At 56.5% G+C, this 21740-nt stretch carries 25 protein-coding genes; 22 read left to right on the top strand and 3 right to left on the bottom strand.

Going from position 1 to position 21740, the window contains the following annotated elements:
* The first annotated feature begins 175 nt into the window (after nucleotides 1-175).
* The 8 genes from mdcA to mdcH all read left to right on the top strand — a co-directional run bounded on the left by mdcA (nucleotide 176) and on the right by mdcH (nucleotide 7226).
* On the top strand, nucleotides 176-1831 hold the full coding sequence (mdcA, locus tag ACMGG5_RS04125; protein ID WP_420277543.1) for a malonate decarboxylase subunit alpha: 1656 nt from the start codon (nucleotides 176-178) through the stop codon (nucleotides 1829-1831).
* Nucleotides 1831-2688, top strand: coding sequence for a triphosphoribosyl-dephospho-CoA synthase (locus tag ACMGG5_RS04120; protein ID WP_420277542.1), 858 nt, complete (start codon nucleotides 1831-1833; stop codon nucleotides 2686-2688). Before mdcA ends, ACMGG5_RS04120 begins: the two co-directional genes overlap by 1 nt.
* A gap of 9 nt (nucleotides 2689-2697) precedes the next feature.
* A complete protein-coding gene (gene mdcC, locus ACMGG5_RS04115; protein WP_014885504.1) occupies nucleotides 2698-2997 on the top strand; it encodes a malonate decarboxylase acyl carrier protein in 300 nt (99 codons plus the stop codon).
* Nucleotides 2990-3823 (top strand): biotin-independent malonate decarboxylase subunit beta, encoded by an 834-nt coding sequence (locus ACMGG5_RS04110; RefSeq protein WP_420277541.1) that lies wholly within the window; start codon nucleotides 2990-2992, stop codon nucleotides 3821-3823. Before mdcC ends, ACMGG5_RS04110 begins: the two co-directional genes overlap by 8 nt.
* Nucleotides 3823-4623 (top strand): biotin-independent malonate decarboxylase subunit gamma, encoded by an 801-nt coding sequence (mdcE, locus tag ACMGG5_RS04105; protein ID WP_420278599.1) that lies wholly within the window; start codon nucleotides 3823-3825, stop codon nucleotides 4621-4623. Before ACMGG5_RS04110 ends, mdcE begins: the two co-directional genes overlap by 1 nt.
* A 127-nt stretch (nucleotides 4624-4750) precedes the next feature.
* The gene (locus ACMGG5_RS04100; protein WP_420277540.1) at nucleotides 4751-5710 is read left to right on the top strand and encodes an AEC family transporter; all 960 of its coding nucleotides are present in this window, start codon (nucleotides 4751-4753) and stop codon (nucleotides 5708-5710) included.
* A 2-nt stretch (nucleotides 5711-5712) separates the two neighbouring features.
* The gene (locus ACMGG5_RS04095; protein ID WP_420277539.1) at nucleotides 5713-6330 is read left to right on the top strand and encodes a malonate decarboxylase holo-ACP synthase; all 618 of its coding nucleotides are present in this window, start codon (nucleotides 5713-5715) and stop codon (nucleotides 6328-6330) included.
* Nucleotides 6330-7226 carry a malonate decarboxylase subunit epsilon gene (mdcH, locus tag ACMGG5_RS04090; protein ID WP_420277538.1) on the top strand — a complete coding sequence of 299 codons (897 nt, stop codon included), beginning with the start codon at nucleotides 6330-6332 and terminating at the stop codon, nucleotides 7224-7226. Before ACMGG5_RS04095 ends, mdcH begins: the two co-directional genes overlap by 1 nt.
* A 62-nt stretch (nucleotides 7227-7288) precedes the next feature.
* On the opposite strand, the gene ACMGG5_RS04085 is transcribed toward mdcH, so the two are convergent.
* Both ACMGG5_RS04085 and ACMGG5_RS04080 read right to left on the bottom strand, forming a co-directional pair.
* Nucleotides 7289-8221, bottom strand: coding sequence for a LysR family transcriptional regulator (locus ACMGG5_RS04085; RefSeq protein WP_420277537.1), 933 nt, complete (start codon nucleotides 8219-8221; stop codon nucleotides 7289-7291).
* A 15-nt stretch (nucleotides 8222-8236) separates the two neighbouring features.
* Entirely contained in the window at nucleotides 8237-10141 is a 1905-nt protein-coding gene (locus tag ACMGG5_RS04080; protein ID WP_420277536.1) for an ABC transporter ATP-binding protein, read from the bottom strand.
* Between the two features lie 135 nt (nucleotides 10142-10276).
* Between ACMGG5_RS04080 and kefG the strand changes: the two genes are divergently transcribed.
* The 4 genes from kefG to slyD all read left to right on the top strand — a co-directional run bounded on the left by kefG (nucleotide 10277) and on the right by slyD (nucleotide 13535).
* The gene (kefG, locus tag ACMGG5_RS04075; RefSeq protein WP_021242220.1) at nucleotides 10277-10831 is read left to right on the top strand and encodes a glutathione-regulated potassium-efflux system ancillary protein KefG; all 555 of its coding nucleotides are present in this window, start codon (nucleotides 10277-10279) and stop codon (nucleotides 10829-10831) included.
* Nucleotides 10831-12636, top strand: coding sequence for a glutathione-regulated potassium-efflux system protein KefB (gene kefB / locus ACMGG5_RS04070; RefSeq protein ID WP_024907946.1), 1806 nt, complete (start codon nucleotides 10831-10833; stop codon nucleotides 12634-12636). Before kefG ends, kefB begins: the two co-directional genes overlap by 1 nt.
* Before the next feature lie 13 nt (nucleotides 12637-12649).
* Nucleotides 12650-12850 carry a YheV family putative zinc ribbon protein gene (locus ACMGG5_RS04065; protein ID WP_029741376.1) on the top strand — a complete coding sequence of 67 codons (201 nt, stop codon included), beginning with the start codon at nucleotides 12650-12652 and terminating at the stop codon, nucleotides 12848-12850.
* 94 nt (nucleotides 12851-12944) lie between these two features.
* Nucleotides 12945-13535, top strand: a complete 591-nt coding sequence (gene slyD / locus ACMGG5_RS04060) for a peptidylprolyl isomerase (RefSeq protein WP_024907947.1) — start codon at nucleotides 12945-12947, stop codon at nucleotides 13533-13535.
* A 51-nt stretch (nucleotides 13536-13586) separates the two neighbouring features.
* Here the strand turns inward: slyD and ACMGG5_RS04055 are convergent, their stop codons facing one another.
* Complete coding sequence (locus tag ACMGG5_RS04055) at nucleotides 13587-13805, bottom strand: protein SlyX (protein ID WP_024907948.1); 219 nt, start codon at nucleotides 13803-13805, stop codon at nucleotides 13587-13589.
* Between the two features lie 238 nt (nucleotides 13806-14043).
* Between ACMGG5_RS04055 and fkpA the strand changes: the two genes are divergently transcribed.
* The 10 genes from fkpA to bfd all read left to right on the top strand — a co-directional run bounded on the left by fkpA (nucleotide 14044) and on the right by bfd (nucleotide 21695).
* A complete protein-coding gene (gene fkpA, locus ACMGG5_RS04050; RefSeq protein ID WP_420277535.1) occupies nucleotides 14044-14862 on the top strand; it encodes an FKBP-type peptidyl-prolyl cis-trans isomerase in 819 nt (272 codons plus the stop codon).
* Nucleotides 14863-15028: 166 nt separating this feature from the next.
* Nucleotides 15029-15751 carry a helix-turn-helix transcriptional regulator gene (locus ACMGG5_RS04045; protein WP_003861697.1) on the top strand — a complete coding sequence of 241 codons (723 nt, stop codon included), beginning with the start codon at nucleotides 15029-15031 and terminating at the stop codon, nucleotides 15749-15751.
* Nucleotides 15751-16137: a sulfurtransferase complex subunit TusD gene (gene tusD, locus ACMGG5_RS04040; protein ID WP_048992404.1), complete on the top strand. Its 387-nt coding sequence runs from the start codon at nucleotides 15751-15753 to the stop codon at nucleotides 16135-16137. Before ACMGG5_RS04045 ends, tusD begins: the two co-directional genes overlap by 1 nt.
* A complete protein-coding gene (gene tusC / locus ACMGG5_RS04035; RefSeq protein ID WP_148768916.1) occupies nucleotides 16137-16496 on the top strand; it encodes a sulfurtransferase complex subunit TusC in 360 nt (119 codons plus the stop codon). The genes tusD and tusC overlap by 1 nt, the downstream gene beginning before the upstream one ends.
* 7 nt (nucleotides 16497-16503) lie before the next feature.
* Nucleotides 16504-16791, top strand: a complete 288-nt coding sequence (tusB, locus tag ACMGG5_RS04030) for a sulfurtransferase complex subunit TusB (RefSeq protein WP_024907951.1) — start codon at nucleotides 16504-16506, stop codon at nucleotides 16789-16791.
* A 124-nt stretch (nucleotides 16792-16915) separates the two neighbouring features.
* Nucleotides 16916-17290 (top strand): 30S ribosomal protein S12, encoded by a 375-nt coding sequence (gene rpsL / locus ACMGG5_RS04025; protein WP_000246815.1) that lies wholly within the window; start codon nucleotides 16916-16918, stop codon nucleotides 17288-17290.
* A 96-nt stretch (nucleotides 17291-17386) separates the two neighbouring features.
* Nucleotides 17387-17857 carry a 30S ribosomal protein S7 gene (rpsG, locus tag ACMGG5_RS04020; protein WP_004106370.1) on the top strand — a complete coding sequence of 157 codons (471 nt, stop codon included), beginning with the start codon at nucleotides 17387-17389 and terminating at the stop codon, nucleotides 17855-17857.
* A 96-nt stretch (nucleotides 17858-17953) separates the two neighbouring features.
* A complete protein-coding gene (fusA, locus tag ACMGG5_RS04015) occupies nucleotides 17954-20068 on the top strand; it encodes an elongation factor G (RefSeq protein ID WP_008503004.1) in 2115 nt (704 codons plus the stop codon).
* Nucleotides 20069-20137: 69 nt separating this feature from the next.
* Nucleotides 20138-21322: an elongation factor Tu gene (tuf, locus tag ACMGG5_RS04010; protein WP_014068448.1), complete on the top strand. Its 1185-nt coding sequence runs from the start codon at nucleotides 20138-20140 to the stop codon at nucleotides 21320-21322.
* A gap of 178 nt (nucleotides 21323-21500) precedes the next feature.
* Nucleotides 21501-21695: a bacterioferritin-associated ferredoxin gene (gene bfd / locus ACMGG5_RS04005; RefSeq protein WP_008503493.1), complete on the top strand. Its 195-nt coding sequence runs from the start codon at nucleotides 21501-21503 to the stop codon at nucleotides 21693-21695.
* The last annotated feature ends 45 nt before the right edge of the window (nucleotides 21696-21740 follow it).

Raw genomic sequence — 21740 nt, 5'->3', positions numbered from 1 at the left:
CGTTTAGCCTGGTTTTCCGAAACATGAACTGATCCCGATCACAAATCTTTACCTTGATTATTACTCTCAGGCTAATGATTCCACTCTACGCTTAATTGATGCCTTTCTCACCAGAGCGCACACTTTACTCAACGTTAAGAAAATCAAAATGATTAGCTGAATCAGGAGGTTAATAATGTTATCTGGGCAAACACCCACCCGGCAATGGAACACGCGACGCAGCGAAAAAGCGCGTCGCCTGGCGTCCGTACCGGTGCAGGGCAAGGTACTGCCAACCGGCGATCTTGTCGCCATGCTGGAAAAATTAATCGCGCCTGGCGACAAGGTCGTTCTGGAAGGTAACAACCAGAAGCAGGCGGATTTCCTTTCCCGCGCGCTGGCCGAAGTGAATCCGCAAATTGTCCACGACCTGCATATGATCATGCCGAGCGTCGGCCGCAGCGAGCATCTGGATATCTTCGAGAAAGGCATCGCCCGCAAGCTGGATTTCTCCTTCTCCGGGACGCAGAGCCTGCGAATCTCCCAGCTGCTGGAAGATGGTCAGCTCGAAATCGGCGCAATTCACACCTACATCGAACTTTACTCACGTCTCTACGTCGACCTGTCGCCCAACGTGGCGCTGATTGCCGGCTTTAAAGCCGACCGCAAAGGCAACCTCTACACCGGGGCGAGCACCGAAGATACCCCGGCGCTGGTGGAAGCCGCCGCGTTCCATGACGGCATCGTCATCGCGCAGGTGAACGAGCTGGTGGATGACGAGTGTGACCTGCCGCGCGTGGATATTCCGGGCTCGTGGATTGACTTCGTGGTGGTTGCCGATAAGCCGTTCTTTATCGAACCGCTGTTCACCCGCGACCCACGCCTCATTAAACAGGAACATATCCTGATGGCGATGATGGCCATCAAAGGCATCTACGCGGAGCACCAGGTGCAGTCCCTGAACCACGGTATCGGCTTTAACACCGCAGCGATCGAGCTGCTGCTGCCCACCTACGGCGAACAGCTCGGCCTGAAGGGCAAAATCTGTAAACACTGGACGCTGAACCCCCATCCGACGCTGATCCCCGCCATCGAAAGCGGTTGGGTGGAGAGCGTGCACTGCTTCGGCGGCGAGCTGGGGATGGAAGAGTACATCCGTGCTCGTCCGGACGTCTTCTTTACCGGTGCCGACGGCTCTATGCGTTCCAACCGTGCCTTCTGCCAGCTGGCAGGTCAGTACGCGGTGGATATGTTTATCGGCTCTACGCTGCAGGTAGACGGTTACGCCAACTCCTCAACCGTGACCCGCGGTCGTCTTTCCGGCTTCGGCGGTGCGCCAAACATGGGCCATGACCCGCACGGTCGCCGCCACGCCACGCCGGCCTGGCTGAACATGATCACCGAGCCGGACCCGATGCAGCGCGGTAAAAAGCTGGTCGTGCAGATGGTCGAAACCTTCCAGGCAGGCGTGAAGCCAACCTTCGTGGAAAAACTCGATGCCGTAGACGTGGCGAAAGCCTCCGGCATGCCGCTGGCACCGGTGATGATTTACGGAGATGACGTGACGCACGTGCTGACGGAAGAGGGGATTGCCTACCTCTACCGGGCGAAAGATCTGGAAGAGCGTCGGGCCATGGTTGCCGCCGTCGCGGGGATCACCGACATCGGCCTGGGCGTGGACGCCAAACGCGTGGCGGAACTGCGCCAGAGCGGCAAGGTTGTGTATCCGGAAGATATGGGGATTCGCCGCACTGACGCCACCCGCTCTCTGCTGGCTGCGGGCAGCGTGTCTGACCTCGTTGAGTGGTCCGGCGGTTTGTATAACCCACCTGCGAAATTCCGGAGCTGGTAATGAAGCTTCTCCCCCAGATTCAGGTTGAAGGCGGTGCCGAATGGCTGGCGCGAACCGCCACGCAGTGTCTGATTGACGAAGCACGTTTAAGCCCGAAACCCGGTCTGGTGGACAGTCGGGGGAACGGCGCGCACCACGATTTATCCCTTGCGCTGATGGAGCGCTCGGCGCACAGCCTGACCTCCACGTTTCAGGCGCTGGCGCAGCAAAGCTGGCAGCGTCCGGCAGATATCGCACTTCGGCAAACCGTCGGGCGACTCGGTCGCGAAGGCGAGCAGCAAATGATGGCCGCAACCGGTGGCGTAAACACCCATCGCGGCGCGATTTGGGCGCTGGGGCTGCTGGTCAGCGCGGTGGCGATGCTCGGCGGTGATGCCAGGGCGCAAGACGTCGCCCGTACCGCCGCACAGCTGGCGAGACTGCCGGACGACGCGGCGCCGAAGGTGTTCAGTAAAGGCCTGCGCGCCACGCACCGTTACCGCGTGCCGGGCGCGCGTGAAGAGGCGCAGCAGGCGTTTCCGCACGTTATGCAGCGTGCGCTGCCGCAGCTTCGTCTGAGCCGCCTCAACGGCAGCAGCGAAACGCATGCCAGGCTCGACGCGCTGATGGCCATCATGACCTCACTCACCGACACCTGCGTGCTGTCACGTGCCGGAATGGAAGGGCTTGACGCCATGCAGGACGGTGCCCGTGCGGTGCTGAATACCGGCGGCTGCGCAACGCCTGCGGGCCAGCAGGCGCTGGCCAGGTTAGACCGTCAGATGCTGGCGCTCAACGCCTCACCGGGCGGCGCTGCCGACCTGCTTGCAGCCACGCTGTTTCTCGACCGCATCGAAACGCCAAATTCAAAGCATTAAGAGGATGTTATGGAAAAAATCACATTGACCGTGCCAGCCAGCCGCGCGTTAAGCGGCAGGGCGCTGGCAGGGGTAGTTGGTTCCGGGGATATGGAGGTGCTCTTCACCGCCGAACCGGGCCAGACGCTAACCATTGATATCACCACCTCCGTGGACAACAGCCGGGGTCGCTGGGAGGCGCTGTTCAACCGTCTGCAAACCGTCAGCAGCCTGCCCGCAGGGAAGTTGACCATCCACGACTTCGGCGCGACGCCGGGCGTGGCGCGCATTCGTATCGAACAGGTTTTTGAGGGGGTGAGCCATGCGTGATGACAGCAGCTTTATCGAACTGAAAGCGCGCCAGCGCGCGCAGGCTCTGCTCGACGAGGGCAGCTACCGCGAACTGCTGGATCCGTTTGAAGGCATTATCTCTCCGTGGCTTGGGCCACAGGGCATTGTGCCGCAGGCGGACGACGGCATGGTGGTGGCGAAAGGCACCATCAACGGCAAGCCTGCCGTCGTCGTGGCGATTGAAGGCGCGTTCCAGGGCGGCAGCATGGGCGAAGTGTCCGGTGCCAAAATGGCGGCGGCGCTGGAATTGGCGGCGGAAGATAACCGCAACGGCATTCCGACGCAGGCGGTGCTGTGCCTCGAAACCGGCGGCGTGCGTCTGCAGGAAGCGAACCTCGGCCTGGCGGCGATTGCCGATATCCACGCCGCGATTGTCGACCTGCGTCGCTACACGCCCGTCATCGGGATTGTGGCCGGGACCGTGGGCTGCTTCGGCGGGATGTCCATCGCGGCAGCGCTGTGCAGTTATCTGATTGTGACCCGCGAAGCGCGTCTTGGTCTTAACGGCCCGCAGGTTATCGAGCAGGAGGCGGGCATTGAGGAGTACGACTCCCGCGATCGTCCGTTTATCTGGAGCATGACCGGCGGTGAAGTGCGCTATCAAAGCGGGCTGGTGGATGCGCTCGTCGGCGATGGTATCAACGCGGTGAAAAAGGCGATGAACGACGCGATTGGTAAAGGCGTTCCCGCGAAACACCGCACCGACAACTACGACGATTACCTGAACCGTTTAACGAATTTCGACACCCGCAAACAGGCCGATGCCGAACAGATTAACGCACTTTTTGCCCGGGAGGTGAAATGATGAGTAATTCAAAAAACCGCGGCGAGCTCTGGCTGGAAACCCTCTCCCCGAATGCCAAACGTATCGCGGGACTGTGCCCGTCCGTGCAGGCGGCAGACGGTGAACTGAACGGCGAAGCGGTACGTTTTGTTGCCGTTGTCCCGGATGCCAACAACCACTTCCCGCGCGCGGCGAAAGGGGAAGTCGGTCTGCTGGAGGGCTGGACCCTGGCGAAAGTAGTCAGCGAAACCGTCGCGGCGGATGCCGATAAGGGCGTGAAGCGCCCGATTGTGGCAGTGATCGATGTTCCAAGCCAGGCCTATGGCCGACGCGAAGAGGCGTTTGGTATTCATCAGGCGCTGGCCGGTGCGGCAGCAGCCTATGCGAATGCGCGCCTGGCCGGTCACCCGGTGATTGGGCTTATCGTCGGCAAGGCGATGTCCGGCGCGTTCCTGGCGCACGGCTATCAGGCCAACCGTCTGATCGCCTTTAACGACAAAGGCGTGCTGATCCATGCGATGGGCAAAGAGTCCGCCGCGCGCATCACGCTGCGAACCGTCGAGGCGCTGGAAAAACTGGCGGCGACCATTCCGCCAATGGCATACGACATCGGCAACTACGCCACGCTGGGGCTGCTCTCTAACCTGCTGGATATCAGCAACCCGGATGCCCCCTCCGATAACGATCTGACGCTGGTGAAAACCACCCTGCAACAGGCCATCAGTGACGCTCGTCAGGACACCACGTTGAAAAACCGTCTGGGTGCTGACAACCGCCGCAGCTCGGCGCTCGTACGCGAACGTATGCGAGCCAGCTGGTAAGTAAAAAAAAGACCTGCCGGAGATGCAAACCCCGTGGGCGCGCCCGCTGCGCCCGCGCGGGAGCCTGCATCCTGAAAAATAATAAACATCGCACCAGTGCTAAAACTTTTTTTACTACAGGTGATTTATGACTTACGTAATTGTTCATGCTCTTGCACCGATTTTCGTCATCATGCTGCTGGGATTCTGGGCCGGTAAGGCAAAGATGGTCGATAACAAAAATGTCTCCCTGCTCAATATCTTCGTGATGGATTTTGCACTGCCTGCCGCGCTGTTTGGCGCCACCGTGCAAACGCCGTGGGCCGGCATCGTGGCGCAGTCGCCGCTGATTCTGGTTCTCACTCTGGCGATGTGGATCACCTATGCGGCCATCTACTTCCTCGCCACGAAAGTCTTTAAGAAATCCCCGCAGGACGCGGCCGTGCTGACCCTGACGGTAGCTTTACCGAACTATGCAGCGCTTGGCCTGCCGATTCTGGGCAGCGTGCTGGGTGAAGGTTCGTCCACGTCGCTTTCCGTTGCGGTCTCTATTGCCTGCGGTTCGGTGCTGATGACCCCGTTCTGCCTGCTGATTCTGGAGCGTGAGAAAGCACGCGCCGAGGGGAATAACTCGGGCTCGACGCTCTCCATGCTGCCGGTGCTGATGTGGCGCTCCATTAAAAAACCGATCGTGATGGGCCCGCTGCTGGGCGTGATTCTTTCCGCCATTGGGATCAAAATGCCGGAACTGGTTCTTGCAGCGATTAAACCGCTGGGGCTGTCCGCCACCGCTGCCGCGCTGTTCCTGACCGGGGTGATCCTCTCTGCCCGTAAGCTGCAGATCAACACCATGGTGATTACGTCAACCATCGCCAAGCTGCTGATTCAGCCAGCGATTGCCTGGGGTATTGTGCTGATCTTCGGCCTGCATGGCTCCGTGGCGATCACCGCTATCCTGATGATTGCACTTTCTGCGGGCTTCTTCGGCGTGGTGTTCGGTAACCGCTTTGGCGTGCAGTCGCCGGATGCTGAAGCCGTGCTGCTGTTAAGCTCCGTACTGTGTATCCTGTCGCTGCCGCTGTTTATCTCGCTGACTTCAGGAATGTAATCATGACTACAACATTACGCCCGCACGACCTCATCTGGCTTACCGCGCGCGACACGCTGGAAGGCATCACCGAATCCTGGGTGGAGGCGGCCTGGCATACTGGCCTGCCGGTGGTGGTGCGGCGTGATGTTGACAGTGAAGGCCGGATCCCCGTTGGCGTGCGCGGACTGCGTCGCGACCAGCGGGCGGCCGGGTGGGTGAAGCCGGAAAACGTGTTACGCGTGGTTTCACCGGAAGACCTGAGCGTTGCGGCCGATCTGCTGCGCTCGCCGTTTGTTACCCAGCCACCCGTTCAGGTGGCGCTGCAGCTTTCTCAGCAGGCGTGGCCGTGGACGTGGGGCATTACCGGCAGCACCGGCTACGCGCTGGCGACCGGTATTCCGGTTATTCATGCCGACAGCGATCTTGATCTGCTGATCCGCGCCCCGCACGCCGTTTCCCCCGATGCGTTTGCTGGCTGGCAGTCTCAGCTTAGCCGGGCGCTGTGTCGGGCGGATACACAGGTGGATACCCCCGAGGGTGGCTTTGCGCTGGCAGAGTGGCTGCGCGACGGCAAAACGCTGCTGAAAACCTGCCGTGGACCGCGCCTGGTGGCGGATCCGTGGCGCAGGGAGGAGTGATGAAAATAGTGTTTACCTTTCCGGGACAGGGCACGCAGCATGAAGGCATGCTGCAAAACCTGCCGGGAACGGAGCTGGAACGGGCGCGTGCGGTACTGGGCAGCGAAGTCGATACGCTGGATAGCGCAGACGCGTTAAGCCATACCCGCGCGGTTCAGCTTTGCCTGCTAATTGCAGGCGTGGCCTGGGCGCGCGAGCTGGAACGGCGCGGCGTGGCGCCGGATATCGTCAGCGGGCTGTCCATCGGCGCTTATCCGGCGGCGGTCATTGCAGGCGCGCTGGACTTCACGGATGCGCTGAAGCTGGTGGCGCTGCGTGGCGATCTGATGGAGCAGGCGTATCCGCACGGCTACGGCCTGACGGCAATTATGGGGCTCACTCTGCCGCAGGTGGAAGACCTTATCCAGGGCACCGGGACCTACATTGCCAACCTGAATGCCGAAACGCAGATCGTGATTGCCGGAAGCGATGACGGGATGGCGCAGGCGGCGTCGCGCGCGCTGGCGAAAGGGGCGAGCAAGGCCAAACGGCTGGCGGTCAGCGTGCCGTCCCACTGCGAACTGCTGGCGGAACCCGCGCAAAAGCTGGCAGCGGCGTTTGAATCGGTTACGCTTTCACGCCCACGCTGCGCCTATCTGAGCGGCAGCAGCGGGCGCGTGCTGTGGCAGCCGGAAAAGATCGCCGACGATCTGGCGATGAACATGGCGCGTACCGTGCGCTGGCAGGAGGCGATGATTTCAGCGAATGAACGCGAAGCCCGGCTGGCGATTGAAATGCCGCCTGGCGGCGTGCTGACCTGCCTGACGCGTCAGGCTGCGTGGGAAGGAGAGACGATTTCACTGGAGCGCAGCGGGGTGGACGTTGCGGTGCATCTGGCGAAGCGGCTTCAGCGGTGAGAATTTTGCCCGGTAGCGGCTGCGCCTTACCGGGCCTACGGGTTCGATTGCCTTGTTTTGTATCACGTATTTTCCTGCAGGCTGCGCGCATACATCCGCCCTTCGGCGGCTAATGCCCGCAGGCTCGGGTCCTGCTCGCGGTTGCGGGCAAAGACGATCGCAATCAGCTGCTGCATCTGGTACGGCTCCGCCAGCTTCAACAGCTGCACGGAATTCTCATACACTTTCTTCATCCTGCCCGGCATCAGCGTAAAACCAACGCCTGCCTGCACCAGGCTGAGCATCGAGAAAATGTCATTCACCCGAGTAACTATCTCCGGCTCGAAACCGGCGATATGAAAGGCTTCCTGAAACCCTGCATAGGTGGCGAACCCTTCTGCCAGAGCGACAAATTTCTGGTCTTTGTAATCACGCAGATCCGCGGGTCCGCGGGTATTCAGCGTGGCGGAAGCCGGTGCGGCAAGGAAGATGTCGTCATGAAACAGGGGCAGCACTTCGAGGCTGTTACGGTCAATGTCGCTTTCGGAGATGGAGATAAGAATCGCGTCCAGCGAGCCTTCATCCAGCATGTGCAGCAGGGTGTCGTTGGAGCCCATCGTCAGATCCATCTCCAGATCCGGACGACGCAGCTTCATGCCCATGATCAGACGCGGCACGGTTTCCAGGGTGAGCGAGTAGAGCGTCCCGACTCGCAGCCGCCCCTGACCGATCCCGGCAATTTTGCGCGACTCTTCCAGCCCGCGCTCCATCACCTGCATCACCTCCTGGCAGTACTCCAGCAGCGTCCAGGCGGAAGGCAGGGCAATCAGGTTGCGCCCCTTGTGGGTGAAGAGCGGGCAGCGTACGTTCTCTTCCAGGGTGTGCAGCGCACGGTGCACGCTCACGCCGCTCAGGCCCAGAGTTTCGGCGGTACGCGCAATATTCCCTTTCTCCATAAACGTCATGAAGATGCTGAGCTTGCGGAACGTAATCTCGCTTGTGATATCGAAACTCATAGCCCTCCCGGCGTGTTATTCAGCCTGCAGCATCGCTTCCAGCTGTTCCTGTGCGTCGAGCCACGCCATTTCGCACTCTTCGAGACTGGATTTGGTCTTCGCCTGCGTTTGCAGGCAGTCGGTCAGTTCAGCCTTGCGGCTCTGGTCATACAGACCGCTGTCGCCGAGCTTCTCTTCAACAGCGGCAAGCGTGGCGTTGAGTTTTTCCATCTCTTTTTCGAGACGGATAATCTCTTTACGCAGCGGCTGCGTCTGGGTGCGCAGCTCCGCTTCACGACGCTTCTGGTCTTTACGCGCCTGCGCGCTGTTGGCGTTGTCTTTTGCCGATTCCTCCGGCTGGTTCTCCTGCTTCTGCACGTCCGTCAGCCACTGCTGGTAGTCTTCCAGATCGCCGTCGAACGGTTCGACTTTGCCGCTGTGCACTAAATAGAGATCGTCCGTGGTGGAGCGGATCAGGTGACGGTCGTGCGAAACCACCACCAGCGCGCCTTCGAACTCAATCAGCGCTTCGGTCAGCGCCTGACGCATATCGAGATCCAGGTGGTTGGTCGGTTCATCGAGCAGCAGCAGGTTCGGGCGCTGCCAGACGATCAGCGCCAGCACCAGACGGGCCTTTTCGCCGCCGGAGAAGCGCTCGGTGTTTTCCGTCACCTTATCACCCTGGAAGCCAAAGCCGCCGAGATAGTCGCGCAGCTTCTGCTCCATCTCCTGCGGCGCCAGACGCGCGAGGTGCTGAATCGGCGATTCATCCGCACGTAAAAATTCCAGCTGATGCTGGGCGAAGTAACCCAGCTTGATGCCCTTCGCCAGGCCGATTTCACCGCTGACCGGGCTAAGCTCGCCCGCCAGCAGCTTGATCAGCGTCGATTTACCGGCGCCGTTACGCCCCAGCAGGCCAATGCGCGAACCCGGCACCAGGTTGAGCTTGATGGAGTCGAGAATAATGCGGTCGGCATAGCCCGCGCTGACCTTCTCCATCTTCAGCAGCGGGTTCGGCAGACTTTCCGGCTCGCGGAAGCTGAAGTGGAACGGGTTATCCACGTGCGCCGGGGCAATCATCTCCATGCGTTCCAGCATCTTGATGCGGCTCTGGGCCTGCTTGGCTTTTGAGGCTTTGGCCTTAAAGCGATCCACAAAGCTTTGCAGGTGCGCCACGCGCTGCTGCTGGCTTTCGTACATGGACTGCTGCTGGGCAAGGCGCGTCGCGCGCTGACGCTCGAAGGAGCTGTAGTTGCCGGTGTACTCGAACATCGTTTGCTGTTCGATGTGAACGATTTTATCCACTACCGGGTCGAGGAAGTCGCGGTCGTGGGAGATCAGAATCAGAGTGCCCTGATAGCTCTTGAGCCACTTCTCCAGCCAAATAACCGCATCGAGATCGAGGTGGTTAGTCGGTTCATCGAGCAGCAGCAGGTCAGAGCGGCAGATCAGCGCCTGCGCCAGGTTGAGTCGCATACGCCAGCCGCCGGAGAAGTCGCTGACCGGGCGTTCCAGCTGTTCATTGCTGAAGCCCAGGCCGTGTAGCAGGCTGGAGGCGCGGGAGCGAATGGTCCACGCGTCGATAGCGTCCAGCTTGCCGTGAACGGTGGCGATGGCGTGGCCGTCGTTGCGCTCGTTAGCGGCGTTAAGTTCCGCCTCGAGCTTACGGTATTCCCGGTCGCCGTCGATAACATAGTCGAGTGCCGGTTCGCTCAGCGCCGGCGTCTCCTGGTTTACCCAGGCGAGCTGCCAGTTCCCCGGGAAGGTAAAGTTACCGCCATCCGCGCTAATCTCGTTTTTCAGCAGTGCCAGCAGGGTGGATTTACCACAGCCGTTTTTGCCGACCAGGCCCACTTTTTGGCCCGGGTTGATGGTAGCAGTGGCGTTATCCAGCAGGACGCGCACGCCGCGACGAATTTGTAACGAGGAGAAAACAATCATAGAAGCGCCGTATGTTCCGACTATGTTAATTTGTCATTATGATAATGTAAGGTGTGGGCCATTTTCCGCACCGGGCCGCCATGGTAGCCCAAAACAACGACGATACACAAAAACAGAAACAAGACCGGGAGGGGAATGATGTCTCAGACAGCAAAAGTGCTGCTGCTGTATGCCCATCCGGAATCTCAGGACTCGGTGGCAAACCGGGTGCTGCTTAAGCCGGCCACACAGCTCAGTAACGTGACGGTGCACGATCTCTACGCGCACTATCCTGATTTCTTTATTGATATCCCTTACGAGCAGGAACTGCTGCGTCAGCATGACGTCATTGTGTTCCAGCATCCGCTTTACACCTACAGTTGTCCGGCGCTGCTCAAAGAGTGGCTGGACCGCGTGCTGAGCCGGGGCTTCTCCAGCGGGGTGGGGGGCAACCAGCTGGCGGGAAAGTACTGGCGTAGTGTGATCACCACCGGAGAGCCGGAAAGTGCTTACCGCCACGACGGGCTGAACCGCTATCCGATGAGCGATATTCTGCGGCCTTTCGAGCTGACGGCGGCGATGTGCCGTATGCACTGGATGAGCCCGATTATTGTCTACTGGGCCCGACGTCAGGATCCGAAAGAACTGGCCAGCCACGCCAGAGCCTATGGTGAATGGCTGGCGTCACCGATTCCGGCAGGAGGTCGTTAATGGAAGGATCGAATTTGCTCCTCGCCGGGGTGCTGTTTTTATTTGCGGCCGTCGTCGCGGTGCCGCTTGCGGCACGCATTGGTATCGGTGCGGTGTTGGGGTATCTGCTGGCGGGGATCGCGATTGGCCCCTGGGGACTGGGATTTATCAGCGATGTAGATGAGATTCTCCATTTCTCCGAACTGGGCGTGGTGTTCCTGATGTTCATCATCGGGCTGGAACTGAATCCTTCGAAATTGTGGCAACTCCGACGCTCTATCTTTGGCGTGGGCGCCGCGCAGGTGATGTTCAGCGCCGCGATCCTGGGTGGCCTGTTAATGCTGACCAATTTTTCATGGCAGGCGGCGGTGATTGGCGGGATAGGCCTTGCGATGTCGTCGACGGCGATGGCGCTGCAGCTGATGCGCGATAAAGGGATGAATCGCAACGAAGCCGGCCAGCTCGGCTTTTCGGTGCTGCTGTTCCAGGATTTGGCAGTCATCCCGGCTCTGGCGCTGGTGCCGCTGCTGGCGGGGTCCGGAGACGATCACTTCGACTGGGCGAAAATCGCCATGAAGGTGCTTGCCTTCGCGGGCATGCTGATTGGCGGTCGTTTCCTGTTACGTCCCGTATTCCGCTTTATTGCCGCGTCGGGCGTTCGCGAGGTATTTACCGCCGCGACGCTGCTGCTGGTGCTGGGGTCGGCGTTGTTTATGGACGCGCTGGGGCTGTCGATGGCGCTCGGGACCTTTATCGCCGGGGTGCTGCTGGCGGAGAGCGAGTATCGGCACGAGCTGGAAATTGCCATCGATCCCTTCAAAGGGCTGCTGTTAGGCCTGTTCTTTATTTCGGTGGGGATGGCGCTCAACCTTGGCGTGCTCTATACCCATCTGCTGTGGGTTGTGGTGAGCGTCGCCATCCTGGTGGCGGTGAAAACGCTGGTGCTGTACGTCATGGCGCGCATTTATGGCTTGCGCAGTTCGGAACGCATGCAGTTTGCCAGCGTGTTAAGCCAGGGGGGCGAGTTCGCGTTTGTGCTGTTCTCTACCGCCTCCTCCCAGAAGTTGTTTAAAGACGATCAGATGGCGCTTTTGCTGGTAACGGTCACGCTGTCGATGATGACCACGCCGCTGCTGATGAAGCTGGTGGATAAACTGCTGTCGCGCCGCCTGAATCCCACTGACGATGAAGACGAAGCACCGTGGGTGGAAGACGACAAGCCGCAGGTGATTGTGGTGGGCTTTGGTCGTTTTGGACAGGTTATCGGGCGTTTGCTGATGGCGAACAAAATGCGCATTACGGTACTGGAGCGGGATATCAGCGCGGTTAACCTGATGCGTAAATATGGCTATAAGGTTTACTACGGCGACGCGACCCAGCTTGAGCTGCTACGCTCGGCGGGGGCGGAAGCGGCAGAGTCCATCGTCATTACCTGTAACGATCCGGAAGATACGATGAAGCTGGTGGAGCTGTGTCAGCAGCATTTCCCGCATCTGCATATTCTGGCGCGTGCGCGGGGACGTGTTGAAGCTCACGAATTATTGCAGGCGGGTGTGAAACACTTCTCCCGTGAGACGTTCTCCAGCGCGCTGGAGCTGGGCCGTAAGGCGCTGATCTCGCTCGGCATGCATCCGCATCAGGCGCAGCGTGCCCAGATGCACTTCCGCCGGCTGGATATGCGGATGCTGCGCGAGCTGATGCCGGTCCATACCGATACGGCGCAGATCTCCCGCGTGCGGGAAGCGCGTCGCGAGCTGGAGGAGATCTTCCAGCGCGAGATGCAGCAGGAACGACGCCAGCTCGATGGCTGGGATGAATTTGAATAAAGGGTAACGAAAGATGGCTGTACGTAAACGCTTTATCGCGGGAGCAAAATGCCCGACCTGCCAGGCGCAAGATACCCTGGCGATGTGGCGGGAAAATAATATTGATGTTGTTGAGTGTGTTAAGTGCGGTCACCAGATGCGTGAGGTCGATAAAGAGGCCCGCGATCACGTTCGCAAAGAAGAGCAAGTTATCGGGATTTTTCATCCGGACTAGCGATATGCCCTGAGTTTTTTTAAGCTAAAGGGTACACAGGTGCAGATTTCCGCTACAATCTGCGCCAGCAATTTTCCCACGCTCAGGAGATATCATGAAAGTAGCAAAAGACCTGGTGGTCAGCCTGGCCTATCAGGTACGTACAGAAGACGGTGTGTTGGTTGATGAGTCTCCGGTGAGTGCGCCGCTTGACTACCTCCATGGTCACGGTTCCCTGATTTCCGGCCTGGAAAACGCGCTGGAAGGTCATGAAGTTGGCGACAAATTTGACGTTGCTGTAGGCGCGAACGACGCTTACGGTCAGTATGACGACAACCTGGTTCAGCGCGTTCCTAAAGACGTGTTCATGGGCGTTGACGAACTGCAGGTTGGCATGCGCTTCCTGGCTGAAACTGACCAAGGCCCCGTTCCTGTTGAAATCACCGAAGTGGAAGATGACCACGTCGTGGTTGACGGTAACCACATGCTGGCTGGCCAGAACCTGAAGTTCAACGTAGAAGTTGTTGCGATCCGTGAAGCGACCGAAGAAGAGCTGGCTCATGGCCACGTTCACGGTGCGCACGGTCACGACCATGACCACGATCACGGCCACGACGGCTGCTGCGGTGGTCACGGCCACGACCATGGTCACGACCACGATCACGGTAAAGGTGGTTGCGGTAACGGCGGCTGCGGTTGCCACTAATTCCGTCATGCGGAAAATAAAAAAGCGGGATAATCCCGCTTTTTTTACGCCTCAATAATGAGGAGGTGGCGTCTCTTCTGACTGAGAGGCAATGTTTGACGGCTGCGTGGCCTTCAGCTTTTCCGTCAGCAGGCGCATATGATCCCGCAGTTTTGCCATTTCGAGCTCATGTGCGGTCACGGTCTGGTTTAGCTCTTCGATGGTGATGTCCTGAAAAGCCAGGCGGCTTTCCAGCTCAGCCATTCTCGCTTCTAATGCTGTATCCTTCATCATTCACCTCGTTTATTTCAGATTCGCCATATTGGTCCTGCGGCGGCGCAGTTTAACTGAGTTTATCCTTAAGTACAGTCCGCATCCCCTTGGCAGGAAACTTATTTAAACAAAAATAGTCTGAAAAGTGGCGAGAATTGGAAGTGTCTGTCTGTAGATTTCTTCCGCAACGTTTTATAGTACGTAACTCATTTACGTTTAACGCTGGGGTGAGAGTCCCCAGGCCCTGGAGATATGGATGAAATCACTGTTTAAAGTAACGCTGCTGGCGACGACGATGGCTGTTGCGCTGAACGTGCCGCTGTCATTCGCTGCTGATACTGCTGCGAAGCCTGCTGCCACTGCAGACAGCAAAGCGGCGTTCAAAAATGACGACCAGAAATCTGCCTACGCACTGGGCGCATCTCTGGGCCGTTACATGGAAAACTCTCTGAAAGAACAAGAGAAACTGGGCATCAAACTGGATAAAGCTCAGCTGATCGCGGGCGTTCAGGACGCATTTGCAGATAAGAGCAAGCTGTCTGACCAGGAAATTGAACAGACCCTGCAGGCGTTTGAAGCGCGCGTGAAGGGTGCCGCGCAGACTAAGATGGACGCGGACGCTAAAGACAACGAAGCGAAAGGCAAAGCCTACCGCGACACCTTTGCTAAAGAGAAGGGTGTGAAAACCTCTTCGACTGGCCTGGTGTACAAAGTTGAGAAAGAAGGCACCGGCGATGCGCCTAAAGACAGCGACACCGTTGTTGTGAACTACAAAGGTACGCTGATCGACGGTAAAGAGTTCGATAACTCTTACACCCGCGGTGAGCCGCTCTCCTTCCGTCTTGATGGTGTGATCCCGGGCTGGACTGAAGGCCTGAAAAACATCAAGAAAGGCGGCAAGATCAAGATGGTTATCCCACCGGATCTGGCCTATGGCAAAACCGGCGTGCCGGGTATCCCTGCCAACTCTACGCTGGTCTTTGACGTAGAGCTGCTGGACATCAAACCGGCACCGAAAGCGGATGCCAAGGCAGACGCGCCGGCTGACGATAAAGCCGCTGCTGCTAAGAAGTAATGCTGAAAAAAAACCGCCGCCTTTAAGGCGGCGGTTTTTTATTGTGGGGCAGATATAATTAACACTGGAAAGCGTTAGGCACGCTGTATTAATTTAGTTGTCCGTGTAGATAATGAGCCTGCCCTGAAAACCTAACGACAGGCTCCTGAAAAGGAGTGTTTTTTTCATGTCCAGGTCGCTTTTAACCAACGAAACCAGTGAACTTGATTTGCTGGATCAACGTCCTTTCGATCAGACCGACTTCGATATTCTGAAATCCTATGAAGCGGTAGTGGACGGGTTAGCGATGCTCATTGGCTCCCACTGCGAAATCGTATTGCACTCCCTGCAAGATCTGAAGTGTTCCGCCATCCGCATTGCGAATGGTGAGCATACTGGCCGTAAAATTGGTTCGCCAATTACCGACCTTGCATTGCGTATGCTGCATGACATGACCGGCGCGGACAGCAGCGTCTCCAAATGCTATTTCACCCGCGCCAAAAGCGGCGTGCTGATGAAATCAGAAACCATCGCGATTCGAAACCGCGAGCATCGTGTTATTGGGCTGCTGTGCATCAACATGAACCTTGATGTGCCATTCTCGCAAATCATGAGCACCTTTATTCCACCAGAAACGCCGGACGTTGGCTCTTCTGTTAACTTTGCCTCCTCCGTTGAAGATCTGGTGACGCAGACGCTTGAGTTTACGATTGAAGAGGTGAATGCCGATCGCAACGTCTCGAACAACGCCAAGAATCGTCAGATCGTGCTCAATCTCTATGAAAAAGGGATTTTTGATATTAAAGACGCCATCAACCAGGTGGCCGATCGTCTGAACATCTCCAAGCACACGGTCTACCTCTATATTCGCCAGTTCAAAAGCGGCGATTTCCTGGGGCAAGACAAGTAATGCGTTTTGCGTTAATGGTGACAGGCCCGGCGTACGGTACTCAGCAGGCCAGCAGCGCGCTGCAGTTTGCGCATGCGCTACTGGCGGCTGGACATGAGCTGGCGAGCGTCTTCTTCTATCGGGAAGGGGTGTATAACGCGAATCAGTTTACCTCACCGGCGAGCGATGAGTTCGATCTGGTGCGCGCCTGGCAGGCATTAAACGAAAAGCAGGGCGTAGAACTGCACATCTGCGTGGCGGCGGCACTGCGCCGCGGCGTGACCGATGCAACCGAAGCCGCGCGTTCTGGTTTATCGGGTTCTAACCTGCAGCCCGGTTTTTCGTTGAGTGGTCTGGGTGCACTGGCACAGGCGGCATTAACCTGCGACAGAGTGGTGCAATTCTGATGAAGCGCGTGGCATTTGTTTTTACGTCTGCGCCGCACGGCAGCGCTTCCGGCCGCGAAGGGCTGGATGCGTTACTTGCGACGTCCGCGCTGACCGAAGATATCGGCGTCTTCTTTTTGGGGGACGGGGTGTTTCAGCTTCTGGCGGGTCAGCAGCCACAGGCCATTCTGGCGCGGGATTACATCGCGACCTTCAAAGTGTTGCCGCTGTACGACATTGAAACCCTGTATGTCTGCGCCGATTCGCTGGCCGCTCGCGGTTTGGATGATAAGACGCCTTTCGTGCTGGATGTGACCGTCCTGTCTTCTGCTGCATTGCGCGAACACCTTTCCCACTACGACACCGTTCTGACTTTCTGAGGCCGACATGCTCCATACTCTGAGCCATTCACCGTGGCAATGTGATATCGACGCGTTACTGAGTATGCTGCGCGAAGGTGATGACCTGCTGCTGATTCAGGACGGCGTGCTTGCCGCACTGGAAGGCAGTCGTTTCGTTGAAATTCTCACGAACGCCCCCATAACAGTCTCTGCGCTGAAAGACGATCTGGATGCGCGGGGTCTTTCTGGTCAAATTTCAGCCAAAATTGACGTGGTTGGCTATACTGATTTCGTCAATCTTACTGTGACGCACGCCAGTCAAATGAACTGGTGATCTGAGATCGCTGTATATTTCTTGACACCTTTTCGACGTAGCCCTAAAATTTCGCGTCCTCATATTGTATGAGGTCGATTTATTACGTGTTTACGAAGCAAAAGCTAAAACCAGGAGCTATTTAATGGCAACAGTTAACCAGCTGGTACGCAAACCACGTGCACGCAAAGTTGCGAAAAGCAACGTGCCTGCGCTGGAAGCCTGCCCGCAGAAACGTGGCGTATGTACTCGTGTATATACCACCACTCCTAAAAAACCAAACTCCGCACTGCGTAAAGTATGCCGTGTGCGTTTGACTAACGGTTTCGAAGTGACTTCCTACATCGGTGGTGAAGGTCACAACCTGCAGGAGCACTCCGTGATCCTGATCCGTGGCGGTCGTGTTAAAGACCTTCCGGGTGTTCGTTACCACACCGTTCGTGGTGCGCTGGACTGCTCAGGTGTTAAAGACCGTAAGCAGGCTCGCTCCAAGTACGGCGTGAAGCGTCCTAAGGCTTAATGGTTCTCCGTTAAGTAAGGCCAAACTGATTTATCTTAATGTCACACTAAACTCTTTGAGTTTTGGACAATCCTGAATTAACAACGGAGTATTCCCATGCCACGTCGTCGCGTCATTGGTCAGCGTAAAATTCTTCCAGATCCGAAATTCGGATCAGAACTGCTGGCAAAATTTGTAAATATCCTGATGGTAGATGGTAAAAAATCTACTGCAGAAGCAATCGTATACAGCGCGCTTGAGACCCTGGCTCAGCGTTCTGGTAAAAATGAACTGGAAGCTTTCGAAGTCGCTCTCGACAACGTTCGCCCAACTGTAGAAGTTAAGTCCCGCCGCGTTGGTGGTTCTACTTATCAGGTTCCAGTTGAAGTTCGTCCGGTTCGTCGTAATGCCCTGGCAATGCGTTGGATCGTTGAAGCTGCTCGTAAACGCGGTGATAAATCCATGGCTCTGCGTCTGGCGAACGAACTTTCTGATGCTGCAGACAACAAAGGTACTGCAGTTAAGAAACGTGAAGACGTTCACCGTATGGCAGAAGCCAACAAGGCGTTCGCACACTACCGTTGGTAATCCCTTCGGAGTATTAGTCACCAGGCGGGCGCTTCAGAGAAGCCGCCCGCTCTGGGTAACTTAACTGAACGCCTAAAGATATAAACGAGGAATCAAATGGCTCGTACAACACCCATCGCACGCTACCGTAACATCGGTATCAGTGCGCACATCGACGCCGGTAAAACCACTACTACCGAACGTATTCTGTTCTACACCGGTGTAAACCACAAAATCGGTGAAGTTCATGACGGCGCAGCCACCATGGACTGGATGGAACAGGAGCAGGAGCGTGGGATCACCATCACCTCCGCAGCGACTACTGCATTCTGGTCAGGTATGGCTAAGCAGTACGAACCGCATCGCGTAAACATCATCGACACCCCAGGGCACGTTGACTTCACCATCGAAGTAGAACGTTCCATGCGTGTTCTTGACGGCGCGGTAATGGTTTATTGCGCAGTTGGTGGTGTTCAGCCACAGTCTGAAACCGTATGGCGTCAGGCGAACAAATATAAAGTTCCACGCATCGCGTTCGTTAACAAAATGGACCGTATGGGTGCTAACTTCCTGAAAGTTGTTGGTCAGATCAAAACCCGTCTGGGCGCGAACCCTGTTCCGCTGCAGCTGGCAATTGGTGCTGAAGAAGGCTTCACCGGCGTTATCGACCTGGTGAAAATGAAAGCCATCAACTGGAACGATGCAGACCAGGGCGTTACCTTCGAATACGAAGATATCCCAGCTGCAATGCAGGACCTGGCTGACGAATGGCACCAGAACCTGATCGAATCCGCTGCTGAAGCTTCTGAAGAGCTGATGGAGAAATACCTGGGTGGTGAAGAACTGACTGAAGAAGAGATCAAAAAAGCTCTGCGTCAGCGCGTTCTGAACAACGAAATCATCCTGGTAACCTGTGGTTCTGCGTTCAAGAACAAAGGTGTTCAGGCGATGCTGGATGCGGTAGTTGACTACCTGCCATCCCCGGTTGACGTTCCTGCGATCAACGGCATCCTGGACGACGGTAAAGATACCCCGGCTGAGCGTCACGCAAGCGACGAAGAGCCATTCTCTGCACTGGCGTTCAAAATTGCTACCGACCCATTCGTGGGTAACCTGACCTTCTTCCGCGTTTACTCTGGTGTGGTTAACTCCGGTGACACCATCCTGAACTCCGTGAAAGCGGCGCGTGAGCGTTTTGGCCGTATCGTACAGATGCACGCTAACAAACGTGAAGAGATCAAAGAAGTTCGTGCGGGCGACATCGCTGCAGCTATCGGTCTGAAAGACGTGACCACTGGTGACACCCTGTGTGACCCGGATCACCCGATCATTCTGGAGCGTATGGAATTCCCAGAGCCGGTAATCTCCATCGCAGTTGAACCAAAAACCAAAGCTGACCAGGAAAAAATGGGTCTGGCTCTGGGCCGTCTGGCGAAAGAAGACCCATCATTCCGCGTATGGACTGATGAAGAATCTAACCAGACCATCATCGCTGGTATGGGTGAACTGCACCTGGACATCATCGTTGACCGTATGAAGCGTGAATTCAACGTTGAAGCGAACGTGGGTAAACCTCAGGTTGCTTACCGCGAAGCGATTCGCGCGAAAGTTACCGACATTGAAGGTAAACACGCTAAGCAGTCTGGTGGTCGCGGTCAGTACGGTCACGTTGTGATCGACATGTACCCACTGGAGCCGGGCTCTAACCCGAAAGGTTACGAGTTCATCAACGACATCAAAGGTGGTGTAATTCCTGGCGAATACATCCCAGCCGTTGATAAAGGCATCCAGGAACAGCTGAAAGCGGGCCCTCTGGCTGGCTATCCGGTTGTTGACATGGGTGTTCGTCTGCACTTCGGTTCTTACCACGACGTTGACTCCTCTGAACTGGCGTTTAAACTGGCTGCGTCTATTGCCTTTAAAGAAGGCTTTAAGAAAGCAAAACCAGTTCTGCTTGAGCCAATCATGAAGGTTGAAGTAGAAACTCCTGAAGAGAACACCGGTGACGTTATCGGTGACTTGAGCCGTCGTCGCGGTATGCTGCGTGGTCAGGAATCCGAAGTAACTGGCGTTAAGATCCACGCTGAAGTTCCGCTGTCTGAAATGTTCGGATATGCAACTCAGCTGCGTTCTCTGACCAAAGGTCGTGCATCATACACCATGGAATTCCTGAAGTATGATGATGCGCCTAACAACGTTGCTCAGGCCGTTATTGAAGCCCGTGGTAAGTAATCCACAGGATTAAAACCTAAGTCCCGTGCTCTCTCCACAGGGGAGAGCACTATAGTAAGGAATATAGCCGTGTCTAAAGAAAAATTTGAACGTACAAAACCGCACGTCAACGTTGGTACTATCGGCCACGTTGACCATGGTAAAACTACCCTGACTGCTGCAATCACTACCGTTCTGGCAAAAACCTACGGTGGTTCTGCTCGCGCATTCGACCAGATCGATAACGCACCAGAAGAAAAAGCTCGTGGTATCACCATCAACACCTCTCACGTTGAGTACGACACCCCGACTCGCCACTACGCACACGTAGACTGCCCAGGCCACGCCGACTATGTTAAAAACATGATCACCGGTGCTGCGCAGATGGACGGCGCGATCCTGGTTGTTGCTGCGACTGACGGCCCAATGCCTCAGACTCGTGAGCACATCCTGCTGGGTCGTCAGGTAGGCGTTCCTTTCATCATCGTGTTCCTGAACAAATGCGACATGGTTGATGACGAAGAGCTGCTGGAACTGGTAGAGATGGAAGTTCGTGAACTGCTGTCTCAGTACGATTTCCCAGGCGACGATACCCCAATCGTTCGTGGTTCTGCTCTGAAAGCGCTGGAAGGCGAAGCTGAGTGGGAAGCGAAAATCATCGAACTGGCTGGCTTCCTGGATTCTTACATCCCAGAACCAGAGCGTGCGATTGACAAGCCATTCCTGCTGCCAATCGAAGACGTATTCTCCATCTCCGGTCGTGGTACCGTTGTTACCGGTCGTGTAGAGCGCGGTATCATCAAAGTTGGCGAAGAAGTTGAAATCGTTGGTATCAAAGAGACTGCGAAGTCTACCTGTACTGGCGTTGAAATGTTCCGCAAACTGCTGGACGAAGGCCGTGCTGGTGAGAACGTTGGTGTTCTGCTGCGTGGTATCAAACGTGAAGAAATCGAACGTGGTCAGGTTCTGGCGAAGCCAGGCTCAATCAAGCCACACACCAAGTTCGAATCTGAAGTGTACATCCTGTCCAAAGACGAAGGCGGCCGTCATACTCCGTTCTTCAAAGGCTACCGTCCACAGTTCTACTTCCGTACTACTGACGTGACCGGTACCATCGAACTGCCAGAAGGCGTTGAGATGGTAATGCCAGGCGACAACATCAAGATGGTTGTGACTCTGATCCACCCAATCGCGATGGACGACGGTCTGCGTTTCGCAATCCGTGAAGGCGGCCGTACCGTTGGCGCGGGCGTTGTTGCTAAAGTTCTGGGCTAATTAATTATCCCCGAATAAAAAAGGACGCTTCGGCGTCCTTTTTTGTTTTCTGCCGCTCAGGCGTTGTCACAAAATTTCGCATTTTTTGCCTGCTCCCGCCCCGCATTCTGGCGTTTGTGCTATTGTAATCATAACCATTCTCACTTACACTTTGCGCATAATTTGAACGGGAGTTTCTATGTACGTTTGTTTATGTAATGGTGTAAGCGACAAAAAAATACGTCAGGCCGTTCGCCAGTTTCAGCCCCAGTCATTCCAGCAGCTTCGCAAATTTGTTCCGGTGGGAAATCAATGCGGTAAATGTGTACGTGCTGCGCGAGAGATCATGCAGGACGAACTGATGCAGATCCCGGAATACAAAGAGATCGCGTAAGCGCCCATCTTTTTTTTGACATCCCTGTAGCCCGATCTACGCTTC

It is taken from the genome of Enterobacter sp. BNK-34 (assembly GCF_048684445.1).
Taxonomy (GTDB): Bacteria; Pseudomonadota; Gammaproteobacteria; order Enterobacterales; family Enterobacteriaceae; genus Enterobacter; species Enterobacter pseudoroggenkampii.
Note: the sequence above shows the minus strand (reverse complement) of the source record. Positions and strands in the feature narration are given on the sequence as shown.

What these genes read in the sequence shown, in the direction of transcription:
- ACMGG5_RS04100 (WP_420277540.1), top strand. Translation starts at nt 4,751, where the DNA reads ATGACTTACGTAATTGTTCATGCTCTTGCACCGATTTTCGTCATCATG.
- kefB (WP_024907946.1), top strand. Translation starts at nt 10,831, where the DNA reads ATGGAAGGATCGAATTTGCTCCTCGCCGGGGTGCTGTTTTTATTTGCG.
- ACMGG5_RS04055 (WP_024907948.1), bottom strand. Translation starts at nt 13,805, where the DNA reads ATGAAGGATACAGCATTAGAAGCGAGAATGGCTGAGCTGGAAAGCCGC.
- mdcA (WP_420277543.1), top strand. Translation starts at nt 176, where the DNA reads ATGTTATCTGGGCAAACACCCACCCGGCAATGGAACACGCGACGCAGC.
- ACMGG5_RS04095 (WP_420277539.1), top strand. Translation starts at nt 5,713, where the DNA reads ATGACTACAACATTACGCCCGCACGACCTCATCTGGCTTACCGCGCGC.
- rpsL (WP_000246815.1), top strand. Translation starts at nt 16,916, where the DNA reads ATGGCAACAGTTAACCAGCTGGTACGCAAACCACGTGCACGCAAAGTT.
- kefG (WP_021242220.1), top strand. Translation starts at nt 10,277, where the DNA reads ATGATGTCTCAGACAGCAAAAGTGCTGCTGCTGTATGCCCATCCGGAA.
- ACMGG5_RS04110 (WP_420277541.1), top strand. Translation starts at nt 2,990, where the DNA reads ATGCGTGATGACAGCAGCTTTATCGAACTGAAAGCGCGCCAGCGCGCG.
- tusB (WP_024907951.1), top strand. Translation starts at nt 16,504, where the DNA reads ATGCTCCATACTCTGAGCCATTCACCGTGGCAATGTGATATCGACGCG.
- mdcE (WP_420278599.1), top strand. Translation starts at nt 3,823, where the DNA reads ATGAGTAATTCAAAAAACCGCGGCGAGCTCTGGCTGGAAACCCTCTCC.
- fkpA (WP_420277535.1), top strand. Translation starts at nt 14,044, where the DNA reads ATGAAATCACTGTTTAAAGTAACGCTGCTGGCGACGACGATGGCTGTT.
- ACMGG5_RS04085 (WP_420277537.1), bottom strand. Translation starts at nt 8,221, where the DNA reads ATGAGTTTCGATATCACAAGCGAGATTACGTTCCGCAAGCTCAGCATC.
- tusD (WP_048992404.1), top strand. Translation starts at nt 15,751, where the DNA reads ATGCGTTTTGCGTTAATGGTGACAGGCCCGGCGTACGGTACTCAGCAG.
- ACMGG5_RS04120 (WP_420277542.1), top strand. Translation starts at nt 1,831, where the DNA reads ATGAAGCTTCTCCCCCAGATTCAGGTTGAAGGCGGTGCCGAATGGCTG.
- mdcH (WP_420277538.1), top strand. Translation starts at nt 6,330, where the DNA reads ATGAAAATAGTGTTTACCTTTCCGGGACAGGGCACGCAGCATGAAGGC.
- fusA (WP_008503004.1), top strand. Translation starts at nt 17,954, where the DNA reads ATGGCTCGTACAACACCCATCGCACGCTACCGTAACATCGGTATCAGT.
- mdcC (WP_014885504.1), top strand. Translation starts at nt 2,698, where the DNA reads ATGGAAAAAATCACATTGACCGTGCCAGCCAGCCGCGCGTTAAGCGGC.
- ACMGG5_RS04065 (WP_029741376.1), top strand. Translation starts at nt 12,650, where the DNA reads ATGGCTGTACGTAAACGCTTTATCGCGGGAGCAAAATGCCCGACCTGC.
- ACMGG5_RS04080 (WP_420277536.1), bottom strand. Translation starts at nt 10,141, where the DNA reads ATGATTGTTTTCTCCTCGTTACAAATTCGTCGCGGCGTGCGCGTCCTG.
- ACMGG5_RS04045 (WP_003861697.1), top strand. Translation starts at nt 15,029, where the DNA reads ATGTCCAGGTCGCTTTTAACCAACGAAACCAGTGAACTTGATTTGCTG.
- tusC (WP_148768916.1), top strand. Translation starts at nt 16,137, where the DNA reads ATGAAGCGCGTGGCATTTGTTTTTACGTCTGCGCCGCACGGCAGCGCT.
- rpsG (WP_004106370.1), top strand. Translation starts at nt 17,387, where the DNA reads ATGCCACGTCGTCGCGTCATTGGTCAGCGTAAAATTCTTCCAGATCCG.
- slyD (WP_024907947.1), top strand. Translation starts at nt 12,945, where the DNA reads ATGAAAGTAGCAAAAGACCTGGTGGTCAGCCTGGCCTATCAGGTACGT.
- bfd (WP_008503493.1), top strand. Translation starts at nt 21,501, where the DNA reads ATGTACGTTTGTTTATGTAATGGTGTAAGCGACAAAAAAATACGTCAG.